Raw genomic sequence first — 17,904 nt, forward strand, 5'->3', positions numbered from 1 at the left:
CAGCGCGGTGTCAGTACGTGCGCGGCGTCTGCATCGCGGGCAAGCCCAGCTCCTACAGAGATCTGCGCAGAGCACTGCCTTTCTGTTGGAGAAGCTTGCCTGCGATGGCGTCGGCGGGGTGTCAGTACGTGCGTGGCGACTGCATCGCGGGCAAGCCCGGCTCCTAAAGGGATACGCGCAGAACACTGTTTTTTCTGTTGGAGCAGGCTTGCCTGCGATGGCGTCAACGCGGTGTCAGTGAATACGCGGCGCCTGCATCGCGGGCAAGCCCGGCTCCTACAGGGATCTGCGCAGGGCACTGCCTTTTCTGTTGGAGCAGGCTTGCCTGCGATGGCGTCGACGCGGTGTCAGTGAATACGTGGCGCCTGCATCGCGGGCAAGCCAACGCTCACAGGAGTGAGAGCAGGCTTACCTGCGAAAAACGTCACCTACCGAACACGAATCTTGGGATCACCCGCACCCCGTCGCAGGTTCGCCAGAAACCCTTCCAGCGGTGCCGGTTCGGCAATGTGTGGCAATGCGTCTTTATCCGGGCGCTGTGCCCAGAACGCATCCCATGACGGGAACAACTCGTGAAAACTCCCCGCGTAAGGCTCACGCCCCGGCCAGCGCATTTTCAAGCCACCAATCGGTGGTTTGTTCAAGTCGGTGGCATACCAGTAACACGGTAAACGCCGACGGAAGCACCAGCGGCCGTCTATACGCTCATAGTCATCCCAATACAGCATCTGCATGATGACCCACTCAGGGCCGGTCTCATGCTCGTTCTTGGAGTAGACCACGCCAGTGGCATGGTCCGGATCGCTGAACTCGATGATGTGCTGCCCCAGGTGATGAGACGTGCCGTGAAACTGTTTGCGCATGGTTTCGTCCAACCAGGCCTTGAGGTGCGCGCGCCCGCTCTTGTCACGACCAACCCGAACATCCGGTGCGAAGCAGTTGGCCATGGCGTCCATGTCGCGCATGTCCAACGCCAACGCGTACTTGCCGGCCAGTTGGCGAATGGCATCCAGCGATTCCAGACGGTCGATCCGTTCAAGCAGTGAGGTCGAATCCATGTTCATCAATCCAGCACCGTGTACAGGTCGGAACTACGCCCGCCGTCCACTGCCAGGCTCGCACCAGTGATGTACGACGCCTCATCGCTGGCCAGGAAGAGAATGGCGTTGGCCAGTTCCACCGGCAGGCCGACGCGTTTCATGGGGATGACTTTTTCGGTGTTGCTGCGGGTTTTGTCGTCGCTGAGCATGCCGGCGGTCGCTGGGGTATCGACCACGCCCGGGATGATCACGTTGCAGCGGATGTTGTTGGGTGCGCCTTCACTGGCAGCGGCACGGCTGAAGTTGATCACCGCCGCTTTGGCCGCTGAGTAGCCCGCCATCCAGGCCGTACCGAACAGGCCGCAGATGGAGGCAATATTGACGATGGCACCACCGCCCTGTGCCTTCATCAATTGCATGGCGGTACGGGTACCCCAGAAGGTGCCGTCCACGGTGGTGGCGAAGTTGGCGTGCCAGTCTGCCGTAGACATCGTGTCGATGCCGCCCCAGGTGTAGGCCATCGCGTTGTTGACCAGGATATCCAGGCGACCATGACGTTGCGCTGCAGCTTCAAGTGCGCCGACATAGGCCTGCTCATCACTCACATCCGCAACGGCGATTTCAGCGCGACCACCCAGCCCTAGGATCTTCTCCTGGACGCCTTGCAACGGTTCGGCACGTCGGCCACACAACACCACGGTGGCGCCCTCCTCGGCGAACCGCAACGCAGTGGCTTCACCGATACCGGAACCTGCGCCGGTGACAAAGGCAATTTTTCCTTCCAGACGCTTGCTCATAGGTCACTCCTCTCTCAGATAAAGGCCATGCCGCCGTTGACCGCAATGTTCTGCCCTGTCATGAAGCTGGCGTCTTCGCTGGCCAGGAATACCGCGACACGGGCGATTTCGTCGGTTTCGCACATGCGTCCCAACGGTACGTTCTGGAGCAGCGCCTGCATGTGTTCGTCGGGAATGCCGGCCATCATCGGTGTGTTGGTCGGGCCGGGTACCAGGGTGTTGACACGAATGCCACTGGCAGCAAGGTCGCGGGCGATCGAGCGGGTCAGGCCCATGACGCCGGCTTTCGACGCGCAGTAGTGGCCAGGCCCTTCACCGGTCAGTGCGGCCGTACTGGAGAGGTTGATGATGGCGCCCTTGCGAGCCCCCTTGACCATCAACCTGGCACCTTCGCGGCAGCACAGGAAGGTCCCGCCCAGGTTGACATTGATCACCCGCGCCCAGCTTTCGTCCGGCGTGTCGAGGAAGCTGTCGAGGGCACCGACACCGGCATTGTTGACGAGGATGTCGAGGCCACCAAAGTGTTGTTCGGTCTGCCCCATGGCATCGGCAACCGATCCACTGTCGGCAACGTTGCAGGCCAAGGCCAGCACACTGTCACCGAGGTCTGCGAGGCTTTCAGCCAAGGCTGGCAGGTTGAGATCAACCGCCACCACCTTCGCCCCTTCGGCGACGAACCGACGCACGATGGCCTGGCCCATACCTTGTCCTGCGCCTGTCACGAAGGCCACTTTATTCAGCAACTTCATTGCGTTCTCCTGGATTGACGAGCATCGCAACCCGCTGCAGGTGCAGCGAGCCAGTCACCTGCATGATTAGCTGCCACCCCGATACGAACATCGTCCGATAGGACTAACGGCACGCCGATCGGCGTGGTCTGAACGGACGATGCCATCAGGACCACGGCAGCCCAGGATCTGTTCTGCGCAAACCGGGCCGGGCATCAGCATCCCCTTCAGGCATCAATGTGGCCCGGCCGGTAAGCGCCTCATGAACCCGCAGACTCTGGAGAACCCCCATGAATCAAGCCGTAGACCTGCCATTGCCTACAGGCCATTACGCGACCCTGCCCAACGGCCTGCGCCTGCACTACCTGGACGAAGGCAGCGGCCCGGTGGTGCTGTGGCTGCATGGCAGCGGACCGGGCGCCAGTGGTTTCAGCAATTTCAAAGGTAACTACCCGGCATTCGTCGAGGCCGGTTACCGCAACATCCTGCTGGACTTACCGGGTTTCGGGCGTTCGGACAAACCCGACGATGTGCAGTACAACCTGGACTTCTTCGTCGACTGTGTGGGCACTTTCCTGACGGAAATCGGCGTAGAACGCTGCACGATGCTGGGCAATTCCCTGGGGGGTGCGATTGCCCTGGGGCTGGCACTGCGTTATCCATCACTGACAGAGCGCCTGATTCTGCTGGCACCCGGTGGCGTCGAAGAACGCGAGACCTACTTCCAGATGCAAGGCATCGTGCGCATGGTCAACCTGTTCAACGCAGGTCCCATAGGCCTGGAAGAAATGCGCAGCATGATGCGCCTGCAACTGTTCGATGACTCGATCCTGCCAGAGAGCCTGCTGCTGGAACGCGTAGCGGTCGCGGTGACGCAACCGAAGAACCTGTTCAGCACCATGATGGTGCCCAACATGGAAGCCCGCCTGGGCGAGATCAGGTGCCCGATCCTGGGCTTCTGGGGCAGCAACGACAACTTCAACCCGGTCAGCGGTGTCCAGCGCATTATCGACGGAGCCGAAAACGCCCGTTTCATTGTGCTCAACCGCTGCGGGCATTGGGTGCAGGTCGAACATCCCGAGCTGTTCAACCGCAGCTGCATCGACTTCCTGCAGCACGGCTGAGCCTGGGAACAGGGGCTACACCCGCTGTAGCCTCGCCGAGATGCACCCAGGATGCGCTGACCTACAAGGGCTCACGCATCCTGGCGGTGCCTGGGTAGAACAAGCCGCCCTACTGGGCCGCTGCCGGTTGCCGGTTCAGCTCGGCATCGCCGGGCTTGCCCAGTACGCACGAGGTGCCGCCTGGCGTGTACATCATGGCCACGCAGCGGTTGCAGGCGGTGCAGATCGAGTTCTTGCTCGCCCCGCTGGCCAGTTTGTTGACGTAGTCTTGCTCCGCCAACAACACCCGCCCCATGGCGATCAGGTCAAAGCCCTCGGCCATGATCCGCTCGATACTGTTGAGGCTCTTCGCACCGCCCAGATAGGCCAGCGGCATCTTCACCGCGGCACGCACCTTGCGAGCATGCTCAAGCAGGTAAAGCTCTCGGAACTCCACCTTGGGATCGGTCAGTCGCTGAATGGCCATCGCCAGGGCGATCACCGGGTTTTTCTGCTGGACGCGATTCTCCTTGGGAAACGAGGAGCCAAACATGGTGGTAATCGACTCGGCGTTCATGCCGGCACTGAGCACCAGCAGGTGCGCGCCCTCCTGTTCCAGCATGCGGGCAATCTGGGCACCATCCTCGGCGCTGTTACCGCTGCGTACACCTTCGGTAATGCTGTACTTGCAAATCACGGCCATGTCCCGACCAACCGCATCGAGTACCGCTCGCAGCACACGACGCGGAAAACGCAGACGGTTTTCCAGGCTGCCGCCGTATTGGTCACGACGCTTGTTGTACAGCGGCGAAATGAACTGGCTGAGCAGGTAGCCGTGCCCCATGTGAATTTCCACGGCGTCGAATCCGGCCTGCCGGGCCAGCCGCGCACCGCGAGCGAAATCCTGCACAACCTGCTGCATATCGCCCTCATTCATCGCTTGTTTGAGGAACATGCCGCTCATCATGCCGATCTTGTTGAAACCGCCACTGGCGGACAGCGGACGCGGGGTGGAGCGTTCACGAATAAAGGTAAAACAGCCTCCATGGGTGATCTGCGCACTGGCCAGCCCACCTTCGCGGTGTACCGCATCGGTCAACGCCTTGAAGTGCGGCAGGCTCTCAGGCGCCAGGATCAGTTGGTTGGGCAGCGTGCGACCATCGCGGCTCACGGCACAATAGGCCACGGTGGTCAGCGCTGTGCCGCCATTGGCCAGGGCGGCATGCAGTTTGACCAATTGCTTGGAGGGCACGCCCTGGGCACTCATGCCCTCATTGGTCGCCGCCTTGATGAATCGGTTTTTTAACGTCAGCGGGCCAATGGTAATGGGGCTGAACGGTGACGGTGTCGGATGAAGGTTCATGGCAGACCCTTTTTTGGCAGCAGATTATCGGAGAATACCGGCCACGCCTGCCTAGGCGCTGGGCATGGCCGGTAGTGCATCAGAAGGTGTACTTGGCGTTGAACGACAGGTAGTCGCGGTCAGCCAACAGGCGCCCTTGGGCGACATCCGGCGAACTCAGGTAAGCGACATAGGTCAGGCCCACCTGGAAGTTGCCCAGGTACTTGAAGTCGCCGCCAACGGTGAGGCGCTTTTCATCACGGCCCAGGCCCTGGTAGGCACTGCCGTCGACGTTCTGCGTCCAGACCACCTTGGTGGTCAGGTCCAGGCCATCGCTGATTGCCGGATAATCCATGTAGGCCCCCACGCCAAGCAGGGTCGAACCGCGGGTCTGGGTGTTGGATTCAAACTGGTTGAATGTCCCGTCGATACCGGGACCGCCACCGCTGACCACCAACGTGTCGACCCCTTCGATACGCTGATGCACCACTTCGCCGAGGAAGGTGGTCTGCTGGGCCAGGAAGCTTGGGCCCAGGATGTAGGTAGCGTTGAGGTTGGCCTGCCAGAGCTGCCCGGTCGTCGGTGCACCATTGTTCAGATAAACCGAGGCACCATCGCGGTAACTCAAGTCACCGGCATACTGTACCGAGTCACCGATCTTGGAGCTGAAGCTGATCCCCGTCAGCTCGACATCCTCGAAATAGCCCAACCGGTAGGCCGGCGCAACAGCCGTGTTCGAGCGCTCGCCGATGCTCTTGAGCGAGGAGTACTGGGTACTGCCGCTGAAGTCGAAAAAGATCGACCCGACCCGCTCGTGGTAGCGGTAATGGAAGAGCCCCACTTCGGTGTTTTCGGTGAGCCGGTAGCGCGCGCCAAGGCCCCACTGGCCACTGTCGCGGGCATCGACTTCACCGGCATAGTTGACGCCGGTAAAGGTCTTGTCCGGCAGGCTGTTGATCACCCCCGCGTTGAGCCGGAAGAACTCGGCGCCCGGGCCGAAGTAGTCGCTGCCGAAGTAGTCACCCACCGGGTTGAGCTGGGTCTTCTCCCACTCGTACTGATAGTAACCGACCAGTGCCAGGTCTTCGTTGAGCGACCAGGACGCGGACACCTGCCCCACCGGCAGGTAGGAGTCCTTGGCTTCGGTGCCTGGCACGTTGAACTTGGTAGCGTCCACCGGCGCCTGCCCCTGGCTGATGTTCGGCCAGAACAGGCTTTCACCCCAGGCCACCAGGTGGCGACCGGCCTTGACCGACAGGTACTGGCTGTCGGCGACATCGAAGTTGCCGTAGACATAGGCATCGAGCAGGCGCGCCTTGCTCCCGCTCAGCCGACGGGTGTCTTCACTGAAGCCGTTGGCCCGACCGATCTTGTTCACGGTGTCCGGCGAATCGTTGTCGTTGCGCTCGTGGTAGACGTCATCGTAGAAATGACTGCCGCGCAGCACTGCGCCGAGATTGTCGTGCTTGAGCAGCAGCTCACCAAACAGGCTGACCCGGTTGTTGATCATCGAGCCGCGGTCGAAGTTGCGCGTACCGTCGTCATTGTTCAGGTCGTTGAGGTATTGCTGGGCAGGCTTGGCGGTACGTACCGACGCGGTGTAGTTGACGGTCAGCGACGAGTCCAGCGTGGTGTTTTCGCCCAACTCGATGGTGGGCCCGGCGCTGGCCGTACCGCTGGCCAGCGCAACGGCCACGGCCAGCAGGCAGTGCCGGCGAGTACCGTTAGCCGCGTTGAGCGCCGCAGGGTTAAACGTAGACATGCTCCTCTCCTTTCTTGTTGTTTTCCGGTTTGCGGGCCCAGTCTGAAAAACTGCCTGGGCCTGCGCATCGTCCGTTTGGTTATGTCAGCCTGTTGCCCTTCAGCCTGGATTGATCGCAGCGCGCAGTTCGTTCTTGGCAACCTTGTTCGAGGGGTTGAGTGGCAGCGCATCGAAGAAGCGCACCAGACGGGGCACCTTGTAGTTGGCCATCCGTTCACGGCTCCAACTGATCAACGCGCTTTCGTCCAGCGTCTGGCCTTCACGCAACACCACACAGGCACACCCCACTTCACCCATGCGTGCGTCCGCAACGCCGATGACGGCAACCTGGGCAATGGCCGGGTGGGCGATCAATGCGGCTTCGATTTCCGCCGGGTAGCAGTTGAAGCCACCCACGATGTACATGTCTTTCAGGCGGTCGGTGATGATCAGGTTGCCCGCTTCATCCAGGCGCCCGACGTCGCCGGTGTGCAGCCAGCCGTCAGCATCGATGGCTTCGGCGGTGGCCTCGGGGTTCTCGAAATAGCCCTGCATGACATGAAAGCCGCGCAAGCAGATTTCACCGGTTTCGCCATTGGCCAAGGCGTGGTTGTGCGGGTCGCGGATGCTGACTTCGGTACCGGCAATCGGCCGCCCGCTGGTGCCGGCGATCACCTGCGCCGAATCCTGCGGGTCGCACAGGGTCGCCAGGCCGCCGCATTCGGTCAGCCCGTAGGCGGTGGTCACCACGCTGAAACCCAACTCGTTGCGCATGCGCTCGATCAGGCTCGGCGGGATACTGGCCGAGCCGGTTACGGCAATCCGCAAGCTGGACAGGTCGGTTTCGGCCAAGCGTGGGTGGGCCAGCAGTGAGAGGTAAAGGGTCGGGGCACCGGGCAAGACGCTGATGCGCTCATTGGCAATACGCTGGAACACCGCATCAGCATCGAACACCGCATGCGGCAGGATGGTTGCCCCGGCAATCAGGCAGGTCAACCAACCAGCCTTGTAGCCAAAGGCATGAAAGAACGGGTTGACGATCAGGTAGCGGTCACCCGGCACCAGGCCAATCACCTTGACGTACTCGCTGAATGCCCGCAGGTTCTGCCCATGGCCGCTCATTACGCCCTTGGGTTTGCCCGTGGTACCCGAGGTGAAGAGCAGATCGCACATCGCCTGCGGCTCAATGGCCAGCGCACGACGTCGCGCCGCCTCGGTGTCGTAGGTGGCAGCCCCCAGCAGAAACTGCTGGAAGCTCAGATCGCCCGAGCGCAGCGGCGTGTCACTGGCCAACACCACCAGATGCTCAAGGCTGGCGGGTCGGTAGGGTTCAAGCATCGCCGGGTAATCGACGTCGAGAAAGCGCTGCTGAACGAACAGCACCCGGCAGCCACTGCGCGCCAGTACATCGGCCGCCTCGGTGCCTTTCATGCGGGTGTTGATCGGCACCAGCACCGCACCGGCACAGTGGATACCCAAAGCCGCCAGGATCCAGTCTCGGCTGTTCGGTGCCCATATGCCGACCCGGTCACCGGCCTGAATGCCCAGCGCCATCAGGCCACGGGTGATGGTCAGCGCCTGATTGGGCAGTTCGGCGTAGTCCGTGCACTGGCCATTCTCTTCAATGGCGGTATGCCCAGCGAACCGCTCGGCGCTGGAGAACAGTAATTGGGCAATGGTGGTCGGCGCGTCGAGCACCGGCGGGGAACACTTCAGGCTCTGATTCATCGTAGGCTCGGTCATCTGCATCATTCGGGAAAGCGGATACGCAGGTGCGCGCTGGTCGGCACGGCCTGGCAGGCGAGGATCCAGCCCTCGGCCAACTCGTTGTCATCCAGGGCATCGTTGTGCAGCAGTTCGACGTCGCCGCTTTCCAGGGTGCACATGCACGAGGCGCAGCCACCGACACGGCACGCACTCGGCGGGTTCAGGCCGGCGCGTTGCATCGCTGCCAGCAGGGTTTCGCCGCTGTCGCAGGCCAGGTTGTGCTCCTCACCGTCCAGGCGAACGGCAAGTTGCGCGGCTACGGCAGCCTCACTGCTGGTGACCACTGGCAACTCACCCTCGCCCGGCAACGACACGAAGCGTTCTACATGCACCCTGGCATCGGGCATGCCCAGACTTTTCAGGGCGCTGACCGCAGCGTCCATGAACGGGCCTGGGCCGCAGATGAACGCCTGCGCATCGATGAACGGCCGGGCCAGTTCGGCCAGTTGCCCGACCACCGGAATGCCCTGTACCGAATCCAGCCAATGGACGATTTGCAGGCGCTGTGGATGAGCACTGGCCAGAAACCTGAGCTCATCGCGAAAAATCACCGAGCCTTCGTCGCGGTTCGCATAAATCAGCAGGATCCGCCCCTGCCCCGCCAGTAATGCCGAACGCAGAATTGACAGCACCGGTGTGACGCCGCTACCGCCACCAAAGAGCAGCAGGTCGCTGTCGAGGTTACGCGGCACGAACACGCCTGCTGGCGGCAGCACCTGCAAGGTCTGCCCCTCCTGCAGCTCAGTGCAGAGCCAGTTCGAGGCGCGGCCCTCATGCACGCGCTTGACCGTCACACGTAACGGCTCATCCAGCATCGGCGTACTGGACAATGAGTAACAGCGGGGCAACCAGCCATCTTCAAACGGGACACGCAGCGTCAGGAATTGACCGGGGCGATAACGAAAGCGTTCGGCCAGGTGCTCGGGTACGTCGAACACCAGAGAGCGCGCGTCGGCCGTTTCCTCGATCACCCGCGCCACGCGCAGGGCAAGATAATCATTCATAGGTCAGGTACTCATTAACACCCGCCTGCAGGAGACAGGCGGGTGTAGACGCGATGGCGTTAGAACGGCCGGGCAGCCTCAGACGTATGGGTCCGGGTTGGGCAAGCCCAATTGCACCGCACCGAAGGCGCGACCGTAGGCCATGAAGTTGTTGGCGATGTGCCCACGGGCCTGGTGCAGGTCACGGAACAGCCGGGCAACCGGGTTGGTGTTGTACAGACCGGACGCTGCCATGCTGCGCAGCAGGTCATTCACCTTGTCGGCACAGACGTTGGTCACGTAGGCGGACTGGTAGCGATACAACAAGCGGGTTTCGGTGTCCGGGTATTCGCCGGCCCTGGCCAGGCTCATGAGGTGCTCGTAGTTGCGCTCCAGCACCAGCTTCAGGCTGTCGACGGTAATCGTCGCTTCGGCCACCGCGGTTTGCGCCACGGGGTCATCCGCCGTGCGTGCACCATGCTTGCCGATGTGCTTGGCGGCATTGGCGCGGAACTCATTGATCGCCCCTTGCAGCGCGCCGATGGCCGAGGTCGAGACCGCGCGGGAGAACACCTGGGCAAACGGAATCGCATAGATCGGGTTGGTGTTGACCAGACGCCCTGGCGTGGCCTCGATGGTGCAGTTGTTGGTGCGCTGAACCCGGTGCGCAGGCACAAACACATCCTCGACCAGAATGTCGTGGCTGCCGGTACCGCGCAGCCCGAGTACATCCCAGTTGCGCTGAATGCGGTAGTCGCTGCGTGGCAGCAGGAAGGTGCCGTGCTCCGCCGCAACATCACCCTCGGCGGGCAGGATGCCACCCAGCAGCACCCACTGGCAGTGCTCGCTGCCACTGGAAAAGCTCCACTGGCCGCTGATGCGATAACCACCCTCGACCACTGTCACCTTGGCCGACGGCATATAGGTCGAGGAAATCAGGGCATCATGATCGTTGCCCCAGACCTCACGCTGGGCTTCGACAGGGTAGCGCGCCAACTGCCACGGGTGGACCCCCATCACACCGTAGATCCAGGCCGTGGACATGCAGCCTTCGGCAAGAATCATCTGGATTTCAAAGAAGGTTCGCGGGTCGACTTCATAGCCTCCGAACGCACGCGGCTGCAAGGCACGCAGCAGCCCGGCCGATTGCAATTCGGCAATGCTTTCGTCCGGGACCTTCAAGTCGCGGTCAGCCTGCGCCGTACGCTCCTTGAGTGCCGGCACAAGGCGCCGCGCACGTTCGATCAGTTCGATTTCGTCCTGGGTCCTTTCTCGCATGCTTTGCATCACTCAATTCTCCCAATCTCGCTGCGCCGGTGCGCGAGCCGTGATTGATCATCGGGGCGAGTGACGGATCGTTCATCGTCAAAGCGGACTAGGACACCCGCTGCCGCAAAGGGCGCGGGTCACCTGCGTTAGTCCATTGAGACGATGCAGCCGCGAGTCAGTCTCGGGATATTCGATACATTGAAAACCGGTTCAACCCAACCCCTACCTTGAGGAAGGACAGCCCATGAGTATCCTGCAGCGTTTCCACCTGGACGGTAGCGTCGCCATCGTCACCGGCAGTGGCCGAGGCATTGGCCGCGCCATCGCGCTGGCCTATGCCGAAGCGGGTGCCGATGTCGTCTGCTCCGCGCGCTCGCTTGAGGATGTGCAACGCGTTGCCGAGGAAGTGCGCGCCTTGGGCCGACGCGCCCTGGCCATCGCCTGCGATGTCAACGACAGCGAGCAGCGCAAGGCGCTGGTCAGCCAGAGCCATGAGCAGATGGGGCGCATCACTCATCTGGTAAACAACGTCGGTGGTGGCGGCCCCAACGATCCACTGAGCATGAGCCCGGAACAGTTCGACGAGATCCTGCGTTTCAACGTGTCCACCGCCTACGCCTTCTGCCAACTGTGCGTGCCACTGATGCGTGAGGCCGGTGGCGGCAACATCGTCAACATCAGTTCGGTAGCCGCCCGCTACTCACAGCGGCACTTCAGCGCGTACGGCGCCGCCAAGGCCGCCCTGAGCCACTTGACCCGCTTGCTGGCACAGGATTTTGCTCCGCTGGTGCGGGTCAATGCCGTCGCGCCCGGCCCCACCCTGACCGAAGCGCTGAACGGCGTGATGCCGGCGGCCATGCGTCAGACCATGGAAGCCAATACCCCGCTCAAATGCCTGGGCAGCCCGGAAGATATCGCCGCCGCGGCCCTGTACCTGGCCAGCCCCGCCTCGGCCTGGGTCAGCGGAAAAATCATCGATGTCGACGGCGGCGCGGACTCCACGGTCTGGCCCGGCTGAACATCGCCCTTTTTTGGCCGGCGCCCTGAGCCCGTTGGGCCCGGCCCTTTTATTTCCTTCATACAGAGCACCCCGTCATGGACGCCCACTTGATCAACGCACTCGGTGACGAACTGTTCAACGCCCTGCGCACACGCCAGACGCTCGCCCCCCTGACCCGCCGCTACCCGCACATCACCCTTGAGCAGGCCTACCGGGTTTCCCTGCATTTTTTGCAACGCCGCGAAGCCCTCGGTGAGCGTGTCATCGGTAAGAAAATCGGTGTCACCAGCCGCGCGGTACAAGAAATGCTCGATGTCCACCAGCCGGACTTCGGCTTCCTCACCGATGCCATGCAGGTCGACGACGGCAGCGATGTCAGCCTGGCCCGCTACAACCTGATTCAGCCGCGCGCCGAAGGCGAAATCGCCTTTGTTCTCGGCGAAGACCTCCAAGGCCCAGGTATCAGCGCCGAAGACGTGCTGGCGGCAAGCCAATACGTGGTGCCGTGCTTCGAGATTGTCGACTCGCGCATCGACAACTGGCAGATCCGTATTCAGGACACCGTGGCCGACAACGCCTCCTGCGGCGTGTTTGCCCTCGGCCCACAGCGCATAGACCCTCGCGGGCTGGACCTGGCCCGGGTCGAAATGCAGCTGTCCAAGAACGGCCAACCGGCGGGCAGCGGCCTGGGTTCGGCGGTGCAAGGCCATCCGTGTGCGGCGGTGGCCTGGCTGGCCAACACCCTGGGTGAGCTCGGCATCCCGTTTCGCCGGGGCGAAATCATCCTTTCGGGAGCTTTGGCACCGCTCGTTCCGGTTGTGGCGGGCGACCGCATCAGCCTTTCCATGAGTGGCCTGGGCCAGACCAGCCTGCGCTTCGTGCCCTGAGTGAACCCTACGCAATCCCTCCCCTGGAGCCATAGACAATGAGCAAGAAGATTAAATGCGCGCTGATCGGGCCGGGCAACATCGGCACCGACCTGCTGTACAAACTGATGCGCAGCGAGGTGCTTGAGCCGGTCTGGATGGTCGGTATCGATGCCACCTCCGAGGGCCTCGCACGGGCACGTGAGCTGGGCCTGAAAACCACCGCTGACGGGGTCGACGGCTTGTTGCCCCACGTTATCGAAGACCAGGTACAGATCGCCTTCGACGCCACATCCGCCTATGTTCACGAGCAGAACTCACGCAAGCTCAATGCGCTGGGGGTGTTGATGATCGACCTGACCCCTGCCGCCATCGGTCCCTACTGCGTACCACCGGTCAACCTCAAGACCAACCTCGGCCTGGGCGTGATGAACGTCAACATGGTCACCTGCGGTGGCCAGGCCACCATTCCGCTGGTCGCGGCAGTATCCAGCGTGCAGCCGGTGGAATACGCCGAAATCATCGCAACCGCGGCCTCCAAATCGGTCGGCCCGGGCACGCGCAAGAACATCGACGAGTTCACCCGCACCACATCCAGCGCGGTCGAACAGGTCGGCGGTGCGAAAAAGGGCAAGGCGATCATCATCATCAACCCCGCCGAACCACCGCTGATCATGCGCGACACCGTGCATTGCCTGACCGAAACGGAACCCGATCAGGCAGCCATCACCGCCGCTATCGAGGCAATGATCCTGCAGGTGCAGCGCTATGTCCCCGGCTACAAGTTGGTAAATGGCCCGGTGTTCGAGGGCAACCGCGTCTCGGTGTTCATGGAAGTCGAAGGCCTGGGAGACTACCTGCCCAAGTACGCCGGCAACCTCGACATCATGACCGCCGCCGCAGCGCGTACCGCCGAAATGTTCGCCGAAGAAATCCTCAAGGGCGAACTGGTCCTGCACGCCACCCACGCACAACCCGCCCTTGCCTGAGGAATCGACCATGGATCTTCGCGGTAAACACATCACCGTTCATGACATGTGCCTGCGCGATGGCATGCACCCCAAGCGTCATCAGATCAGCCTGCAACAGATGAAAGACATTGCCTGCGGCCTGGATGCAGCTGGCGTCCCGCTGATCGAAGTCACCCACGGCGACGGCCTGGGCGGCAGCTCGGTCAACTACGGCTTTCCCGCGCACAGCGACGAGGCCTACCTGTCGGCCGTCATCCCGCTGATGAAACGGGCCAAGGTCTCGGCCCTGCTGCTGCCAGGGATCGGCACCGTCGACCACCTGAAGATGGCCCATGAGCTGGGCGTCAACACCATTCGCGTAGCCACCCACTGCACGGAAGCAGACGTCAGCGAGCAGCATATTTCCCACGCCCGCAGCCTGGGCATGGACACGGTCGGTTTCCTGATGATGGCCCACATGAACAGCCCGGAAGGCCTGGTCAAGCAGGGCAAGCTGATGGAAAGCTACGGCGCCAACTGCATCTACCTGACCGACTCGGCAGGCTACTTGCTGCCCCATGACGTCAGCACCCGGGTAGCGGCAATGCGTGCGGCACTGAAACCGGAAACCGAGATCGGCTTCCATGGCCACCACAACCTGTCGATGGGCGTGTCCAACTCGATCGCCGCCATCGCCGCCGGGGCCACCCGCATTGACGCCGCCTGTGCCGGCCTCGGCGCAGGCGCCGGCAATACACCCATGGAAGTACTGGTCGCGGTCTGCGACCGCATGGGCATCGAGACGGGTGTCAGTGTGTTCGGCATCCAGGACGTGGCCGAAGACCTGGTCGTACCTATCATGGACTTCCCGATCCGCAGCGACCGCGATGCACTGACCATGGGCTATGCCGGGGTCTATGGCTCGTTCCTGCTGTTTGCCAAGCGAGCCGAGAAGAAGTACGGCGTCTCGGCGCGGGAAATCCTCGTCGAAATGGGCCGTCGCGGCATGGTGGGTGGCCAGGAGGACATGATCGAGGACACCGCCATGACCCTCGCCCGGCAACGCCGCCAGGCCTGAGTCACTGGGTATCGGCTGATCCTGCACCTACGTTATTGGCGACCTGAGTCGCCAATAACTTCACATCAAGGTGTCAATACATCAAGCGTTCAACGCCAGTCGGCAACGATGCCATGCTCCAGTGCAAACGGCTGCGCAGCGATGGTTCGACGCTGGTAACGAGGCGCCTGTTCTGCCGTCGCCAACCAGAGCATCACCTCGGCAGGAACCTGCGGCGGCGCACTGCCGGCACGCAAGGCGATCACGCCCTTGTCACCAATGGTCGCCTTGAGCGCGTCGGTCGTCACCACTCCCGGGTTGAGGGTGTAAGCACACACACCGGCTTCCCCCAGCTCTACCGAGAGGATCCCTGAAAGGCGCGATACCGCCGCCTTGCCAGCGCCGTAGGCATACCCCCACCCGCCCTTGCCGGCCGCCACGGGCGGGTCACTCTCGCCGGCCCCGGAGGTAACGTTGATCACCACGCCAGTGCCCTGCTCGGCCATGTGCTCGACCACTGCCCGGGTCAACAGGAACGGCGTCAGGATGTAGCCCTTGTACATCCGCTCCAGCGTTTCCGGCTGCAGGCTCATGAAGCCCGCATTAAGGTCACTGCCCTGGTAGATCGCGTTGTTGATCAGTACATCGATCCGCCCATACTCGGCCAGCACCGCCTCACAGGCGCCGATGGCCGAGGCACTGTCGAGCAGGTCCATGGGCACGACCAGTACCCGCCGTCCCAGTGCCCGGATCGCTTCGGCGGTGCCGTTGAGGCTGCCGGGAAGCGGCGCGCCTGCAGCGTCGCGCAGGGCGTGCGGGTGCTGCTCACCTTCGTCGAGGGTGCGCGCACTGATCGCCAGGTCGAAGCCGGCCCGCGCGAACGCCAATGCCGCTTCGCGACCGATGCCACGGCTGGCGCCGGTAATGAATGCCACCTTGCTCATGAGAAGTCCTTTTAGAAACGCTGCGGGCGAACCATGGCGTCCATGCCGCCATCGATGAACACCACGCTGCCATGGATGAACGCGGCTTGCCTGGACTGCAGGAAGGCCACCAGTGCGGCAATTTCCTGCGGATGCCCGGCACGGCCCAAGGGCGCAACGAACTCCCGTACCGCCTTGCCGAAACGTGCATCGTCGAGCGATGCCTGATGCAGCGGGGTTTCCACCGCCCCCGGTGCCACCACATTCAAGCGAATACCCTTGCTCGCCCAACTGGAAGAGGTACGCCGGGCATGGTGGGTGATTGCATACTTGGAGCAGGCATAGGCCACATGGGGCTGACCAAGGGCATTGGCCAGTTCCAGTGCATTGGCTTCATCACCGGCGAGCATCGCCTCGGTCATCGCCTGCTGATCGGCACCGGTCTGGGTCGCGGCCACCGAGCCGATCACCAGCGCAGCCGGGCTATCCCCCTTGGCCAAAGCCCCGGCCAAGCCACTCAGCAACTGGCTGACGCCGAAGTAGTTGACCGCCAGGATCAACCCGCAGGACGGGGCCGTTACCCCGACACCCGCACAACAGACCAGACCGTCGAGTACCCCGTCGCTGAGCTCGAGTACCTGGGCAATGGCGGCCTCGCGGCCTTGGGGCGTTGAAAGGTCGGCGATCACCTCGGCATTGCTGCGGTCGATTCCGATGACACGATGTCCGGCGGCGCGTAACGCAGTGCTCACCGCGGCACCGATTCCCGAAGCGCTGCCGCTGATAGCTGTAACTGGCATAGGTATTCTCCGTGATAGGTTCGGGCAGTATTCAGAGACCGACCACGAGGCTGCATCGTCTGTGCGGACTAAGGGTGTTCAGGCTCGTGGTGGCGCCGGGCGACTGCCTGCCGCCCGGAAACAGAATGGCGACTCACGCCTGACGGGCAGCTACCGCCAGCTGTGGCGGTGGAACCTTGAGTTTTTCAACAGCCTTGAGGGCGACCTTGGGCTTGCCCAGCGCCACGACACTGTTGAGCATGATGCGCACCAGTTCGGTCTGCCGGCGCACGCCGGTCTTGGAGAAAATCGAACGCAGATGGGCACGCGCGGTATTGCGCCGGATGTTCAGCACCTCGGCCGCTTCCTCCAGGGACAAACCGTTGGCCAACTCCATTGCCAGGGCAGTCTCGGCCCTGGTCAGGTTGAACAACTGCTTGGTCACCACTTCGCTGGCCAGCGACTTGCTCGCGGCGTCGCGGATATACACCAGCGCGGCGGGCTTACCCTTCTCTTCCGCCCAGTCCAGCGAGGGAATCGACTCGACCACCAGGCCCAGGTTGACCAGCCCGGACGGCCGCGTGACAGACATCGCTTCGGCGCTCTTGGGGGCATCCGGGGAAAATGCGGCACGAATCAGCCGTTGCAGCTCGCGATTGTCACTTGGGTAGCTGGCCTCAAGGCGACCGCCGACCAATTTCAGCCCATCGGCGTTGGCGAGGATGTCCTGGGCGACCGGGTTGACCCGCAGCACACTGCCGCTTTCATCCAGTACCAGGGTTGCCACCGACAGCCGACTGATTGCCTGGGAATACAGCTCGCTCAGCGACTCGCTGCGGTCCAGCAAGTTATGCACCTGTAGCGCCCGCCGCAGGTGTGGCAAGAACACGCCGCACAACGCGCGTTCGTTGGCCGAGAAGTTGGGTGCGTGCTTGGGACGGGTAATGCGAAAGCGCAACTTGCCGCCGTCCGGGGTGGAAATATCGGCCCCCATCACGTGGTACACCCCTTGCGGGCCGCAGAACATCTTGAAGTAGGCACTGTGCTCCCATTCCGCGGACGTCATGACGTCGTCGACCGTGAACACGTAGTCCAGCGGCTGGTTGGCAAACGGGGTATTGGTCTGGGGGTAGGTCATGTAGCTGACGTCGCCGGCCCCTTCGATGTCGCCGGCGATGATCATCACACCCATGTCCGGTTGGTCCGGCACCCGCAGGATCAGTGTGACGTAGTTGGCGTCGTAGAGCGTACGGAAGCTCTTGAGAGCACGCGCCATCAACTTTGGGTCGAGGGCTCCTTCATAGACTTCACCAACCAGGCGGTCGTATTCGCTCAGGTCAAGGCCGACGCTGGCCAAAACCTCATGGGTCAAGACAGCACTTACCATAGTCTTCTCCGCGCACGGGTAAGGCACGATGACCTTCCCTTGTTATTTTTATAATTTCGGCTTGAGGGCAGCACGCCCCCTTTTTGACTACACGCGACTTGCACAGGCCTGCAACAGGGCCCGCGCCACAGTCTCCCTGTCCACTACGTACTCCACAATAGGTGTTGACCTT

At 62.4% G+C, this 17,904-nt stretch carries 16 protein-coding genes; 5 read left to right on the forward strand and 11 right to left on the reverse strand.

Translation table 11 applies throughout. The annotated features are described in order from the left end of the window. Positions 1-428: 428 nt before the first annotated feature. From AB7M23_RS19720 to AB7M23_RS19730, 3 genes are read right to left on the reverse strand one after another with little or no spacing between them, the layout of a single operon-like run. Positions 429-1,064, reverse strand: a complete 636-nt coding sequence (locus AB7M23_RS19720; protein ID WP_371918199.1) for a nuclear transport factor 2 family protein — start codon at positions 1,062-1,064, stop codon at positions 429-431. After that, positions 1,064-1,837: an SDR family NAD(P)-dependent oxidoreductase gene (locus AB7M23_RS19725; RefSeq protein WP_330523402.1), complete on the reverse strand. Its 774-nt coding sequence runs from the start codon at positions 1,835-1,837 to the stop codon at positions 1,064-1,066. The genes AB7M23_RS19720 and AB7M23_RS19725 overlap by 1 nt, the downstream gene beginning before the upstream one ends. Before the next feature lie 14 nt (positions 1,838-1,851). Beyond that, positions 1,852-2,586, reverse strand: a complete 735-nt coding sequence (locus AB7M23_RS19730; RefSeq protein WP_454241781.1) for an SDR family NAD(P)-dependent oxidoreductase — start codon at positions 2,584-2,586, stop codon at positions 1,852-1,854. 269 nt (positions 2,587-2,855) lie between these two features. Here AB7M23_RS19730 and AB7M23_RS19735 point away from each other — a divergent pair, with 269 nt between their 5' ends. Next, positions 2,856-3,689, forward strand: coding sequence for an alpha/beta fold hydrolase (locus AB7M23_RS19735; RefSeq protein WP_454241782.1), 834 nt, complete (start codon positions 2,856-2,858; stop codon positions 3,687-3,689). A 109-nt stretch (positions 3,690-3,798) separates the two neighbouring features. Here the strand turns inward: AB7M23_RS19735 and AB7M23_RS19740 are convergent, their stop codons facing one another. The 5 genes from AB7M23_RS19740 to AB7M23_RS19760 all read right to left on the reverse strand — a co-directional run bounded on the left by AB7M23_RS19740 (position 3,799) and on the right by AB7M23_RS19760 (position 10,788). Further along, positions 3,799-5,031, reverse strand: a complete 1,233-nt coding sequence (locus AB7M23_RS19740; RefSeq protein WP_102051889.1) for an NADH:flavin oxidoreductase — start codon at positions 5,029-5,031, stop codon at positions 3,799-3,801. Positions 5,032-5,110: 79 nt separating this feature from the next. Then, positions 5,111-6,772, reverse strand: coding sequence for a DUF1302 domain-containing protein (locus tag AB7M23_RS19745; protein ID WP_454241783.1), 1,662 nt, complete (start codon positions 6,770-6,772; stop codon positions 5,111-5,113). A 99-nt stretch (positions 6,773-6,871) separates the two neighbouring features. After that, positions 6,872-8,479, reverse strand: a complete 1,608-nt coding sequence (locus AB7M23_RS19750) for a FadD3 family acyl-CoA ligase (protein ID WP_454241784.1) — start codon at positions 8,477-8,479, stop codon at positions 6,872-6,874. A gap of 20 nt (positions 8,480-8,499) precedes the next feature. Next, positions 8,500-9,522, reverse strand: a complete 1,023-nt coding sequence (locus tag AB7M23_RS19755) for a 2Fe-2S iron-sulfur cluster-binding protein (RefSeq protein WP_454241785.1) — start codon at positions 9,520-9,522, stop codon at positions 8,500-8,502. A 78-nt stretch (positions 9,523-9,600) separates the two neighbouring features. After that, a complete protein-coding gene (locus tag AB7M23_RS19760) occupies positions 9,601-10,788 on the reverse strand; it encodes an acyl-CoA dehydrogenase family protein (RefSeq protein ID WP_102051892.1) in 1,188 nt (395 codons plus the stop codon). A gap of 226 nt (positions 10,789-11,014) precedes the next feature. On the opposite strand from AB7M23_RS19760, the gene AB7M23_RS19765 reads away from it, so the two are divergent. The 4 genes from AB7M23_RS19765 to dmpG all read left to right on the forward strand — a co-directional run bounded on the left by AB7M23_RS19765 (position 11,015) and on the right by dmpG (position 14,664). Next, entirely contained in the window at positions 11,015-11,788 is a 774-nt protein-coding gene (locus tag AB7M23_RS19765) for a glucose 1-dehydrogenase (protein ID WP_065761214.1), read from the forward strand. A 77-nt stretch (positions 11,789-11,865) separates the two neighbouring features. Further along, the gene (locus tag AB7M23_RS19770) at positions 11,866-12,657 is read left to right on the forward strand and encodes a fumarylacetoacetate hydrolase family protein (RefSeq protein WP_454241786.1); all 792 of its coding nucleotides are present in this window, start codon (positions 11,866-11,868) and stop codon (positions 12,655-12,657) included. 38 nt (positions 12,658-12,695) lie between these two features. After that, positions 12,696-13,625, forward strand: a complete 930-nt coding sequence (locus tag AB7M23_RS19775; RefSeq protein WP_065761216.1) for an acetaldehyde dehydrogenase (acetylating) — start codon at positions 12,696-12,698, stop codon at positions 13,623-13,625. 10 nt (positions 13,626-13,635) lie between these two features. Continuing rightward, the gene (dmpG, locus tag AB7M23_RS19780) at positions 13,636-14,664 is read left to right on the forward strand and encodes a 4-hydroxy-2-oxovalerate aldolase (protein WP_454241787.1); all 1,029 of its coding nucleotides are present in this window, start codon (positions 13,636-13,638) and stop codon (positions 14,662-14,664) included. Between the two features lie 89 nt (positions 14,665-14,753). Here the strand turns inward: dmpG and AB7M23_RS19785 are convergent, their stop codons facing one another. The 3 genes from AB7M23_RS19785 to AB7M23_RS19795 form a co-directional block, all read right to left on the reverse strand. Next, entirely contained in the window at positions 14,754-15,587 is an 834-nt protein-coding gene (locus AB7M23_RS19785) for an SDR family NAD(P)-dependent oxidoreductase (protein WP_065761218.1), read from the reverse strand. 11 nt (positions 15,588-15,598) lie between these two features. Further along, positions 15,599-16,366 carry an SDR family oxidoreductase gene (locus AB7M23_RS19790; protein WP_065761219.1) on the reverse strand — a complete coding sequence of 256 codons (768 nt, stop codon included), beginning with the start codon at positions 16,364-16,366 and terminating at the stop codon, positions 15,599-15,601. Positions 16,367-16,499: 133 nt separating this feature from the next. Beyond that, entirely contained in the window at positions 16,500-17,732 is a 1,233-nt protein-coding gene (locus AB7M23_RS19795) for a helix-turn-helix transcriptional regulator (protein WP_454241788.1), read from the reverse strand. Between the last annotated feature and the right edge of the window lie 172 nt (positions 17,733-17,904).

The organism is Pseudomonas sp. HLS-6 TE3448 (genome assembly GCF_053629555.1).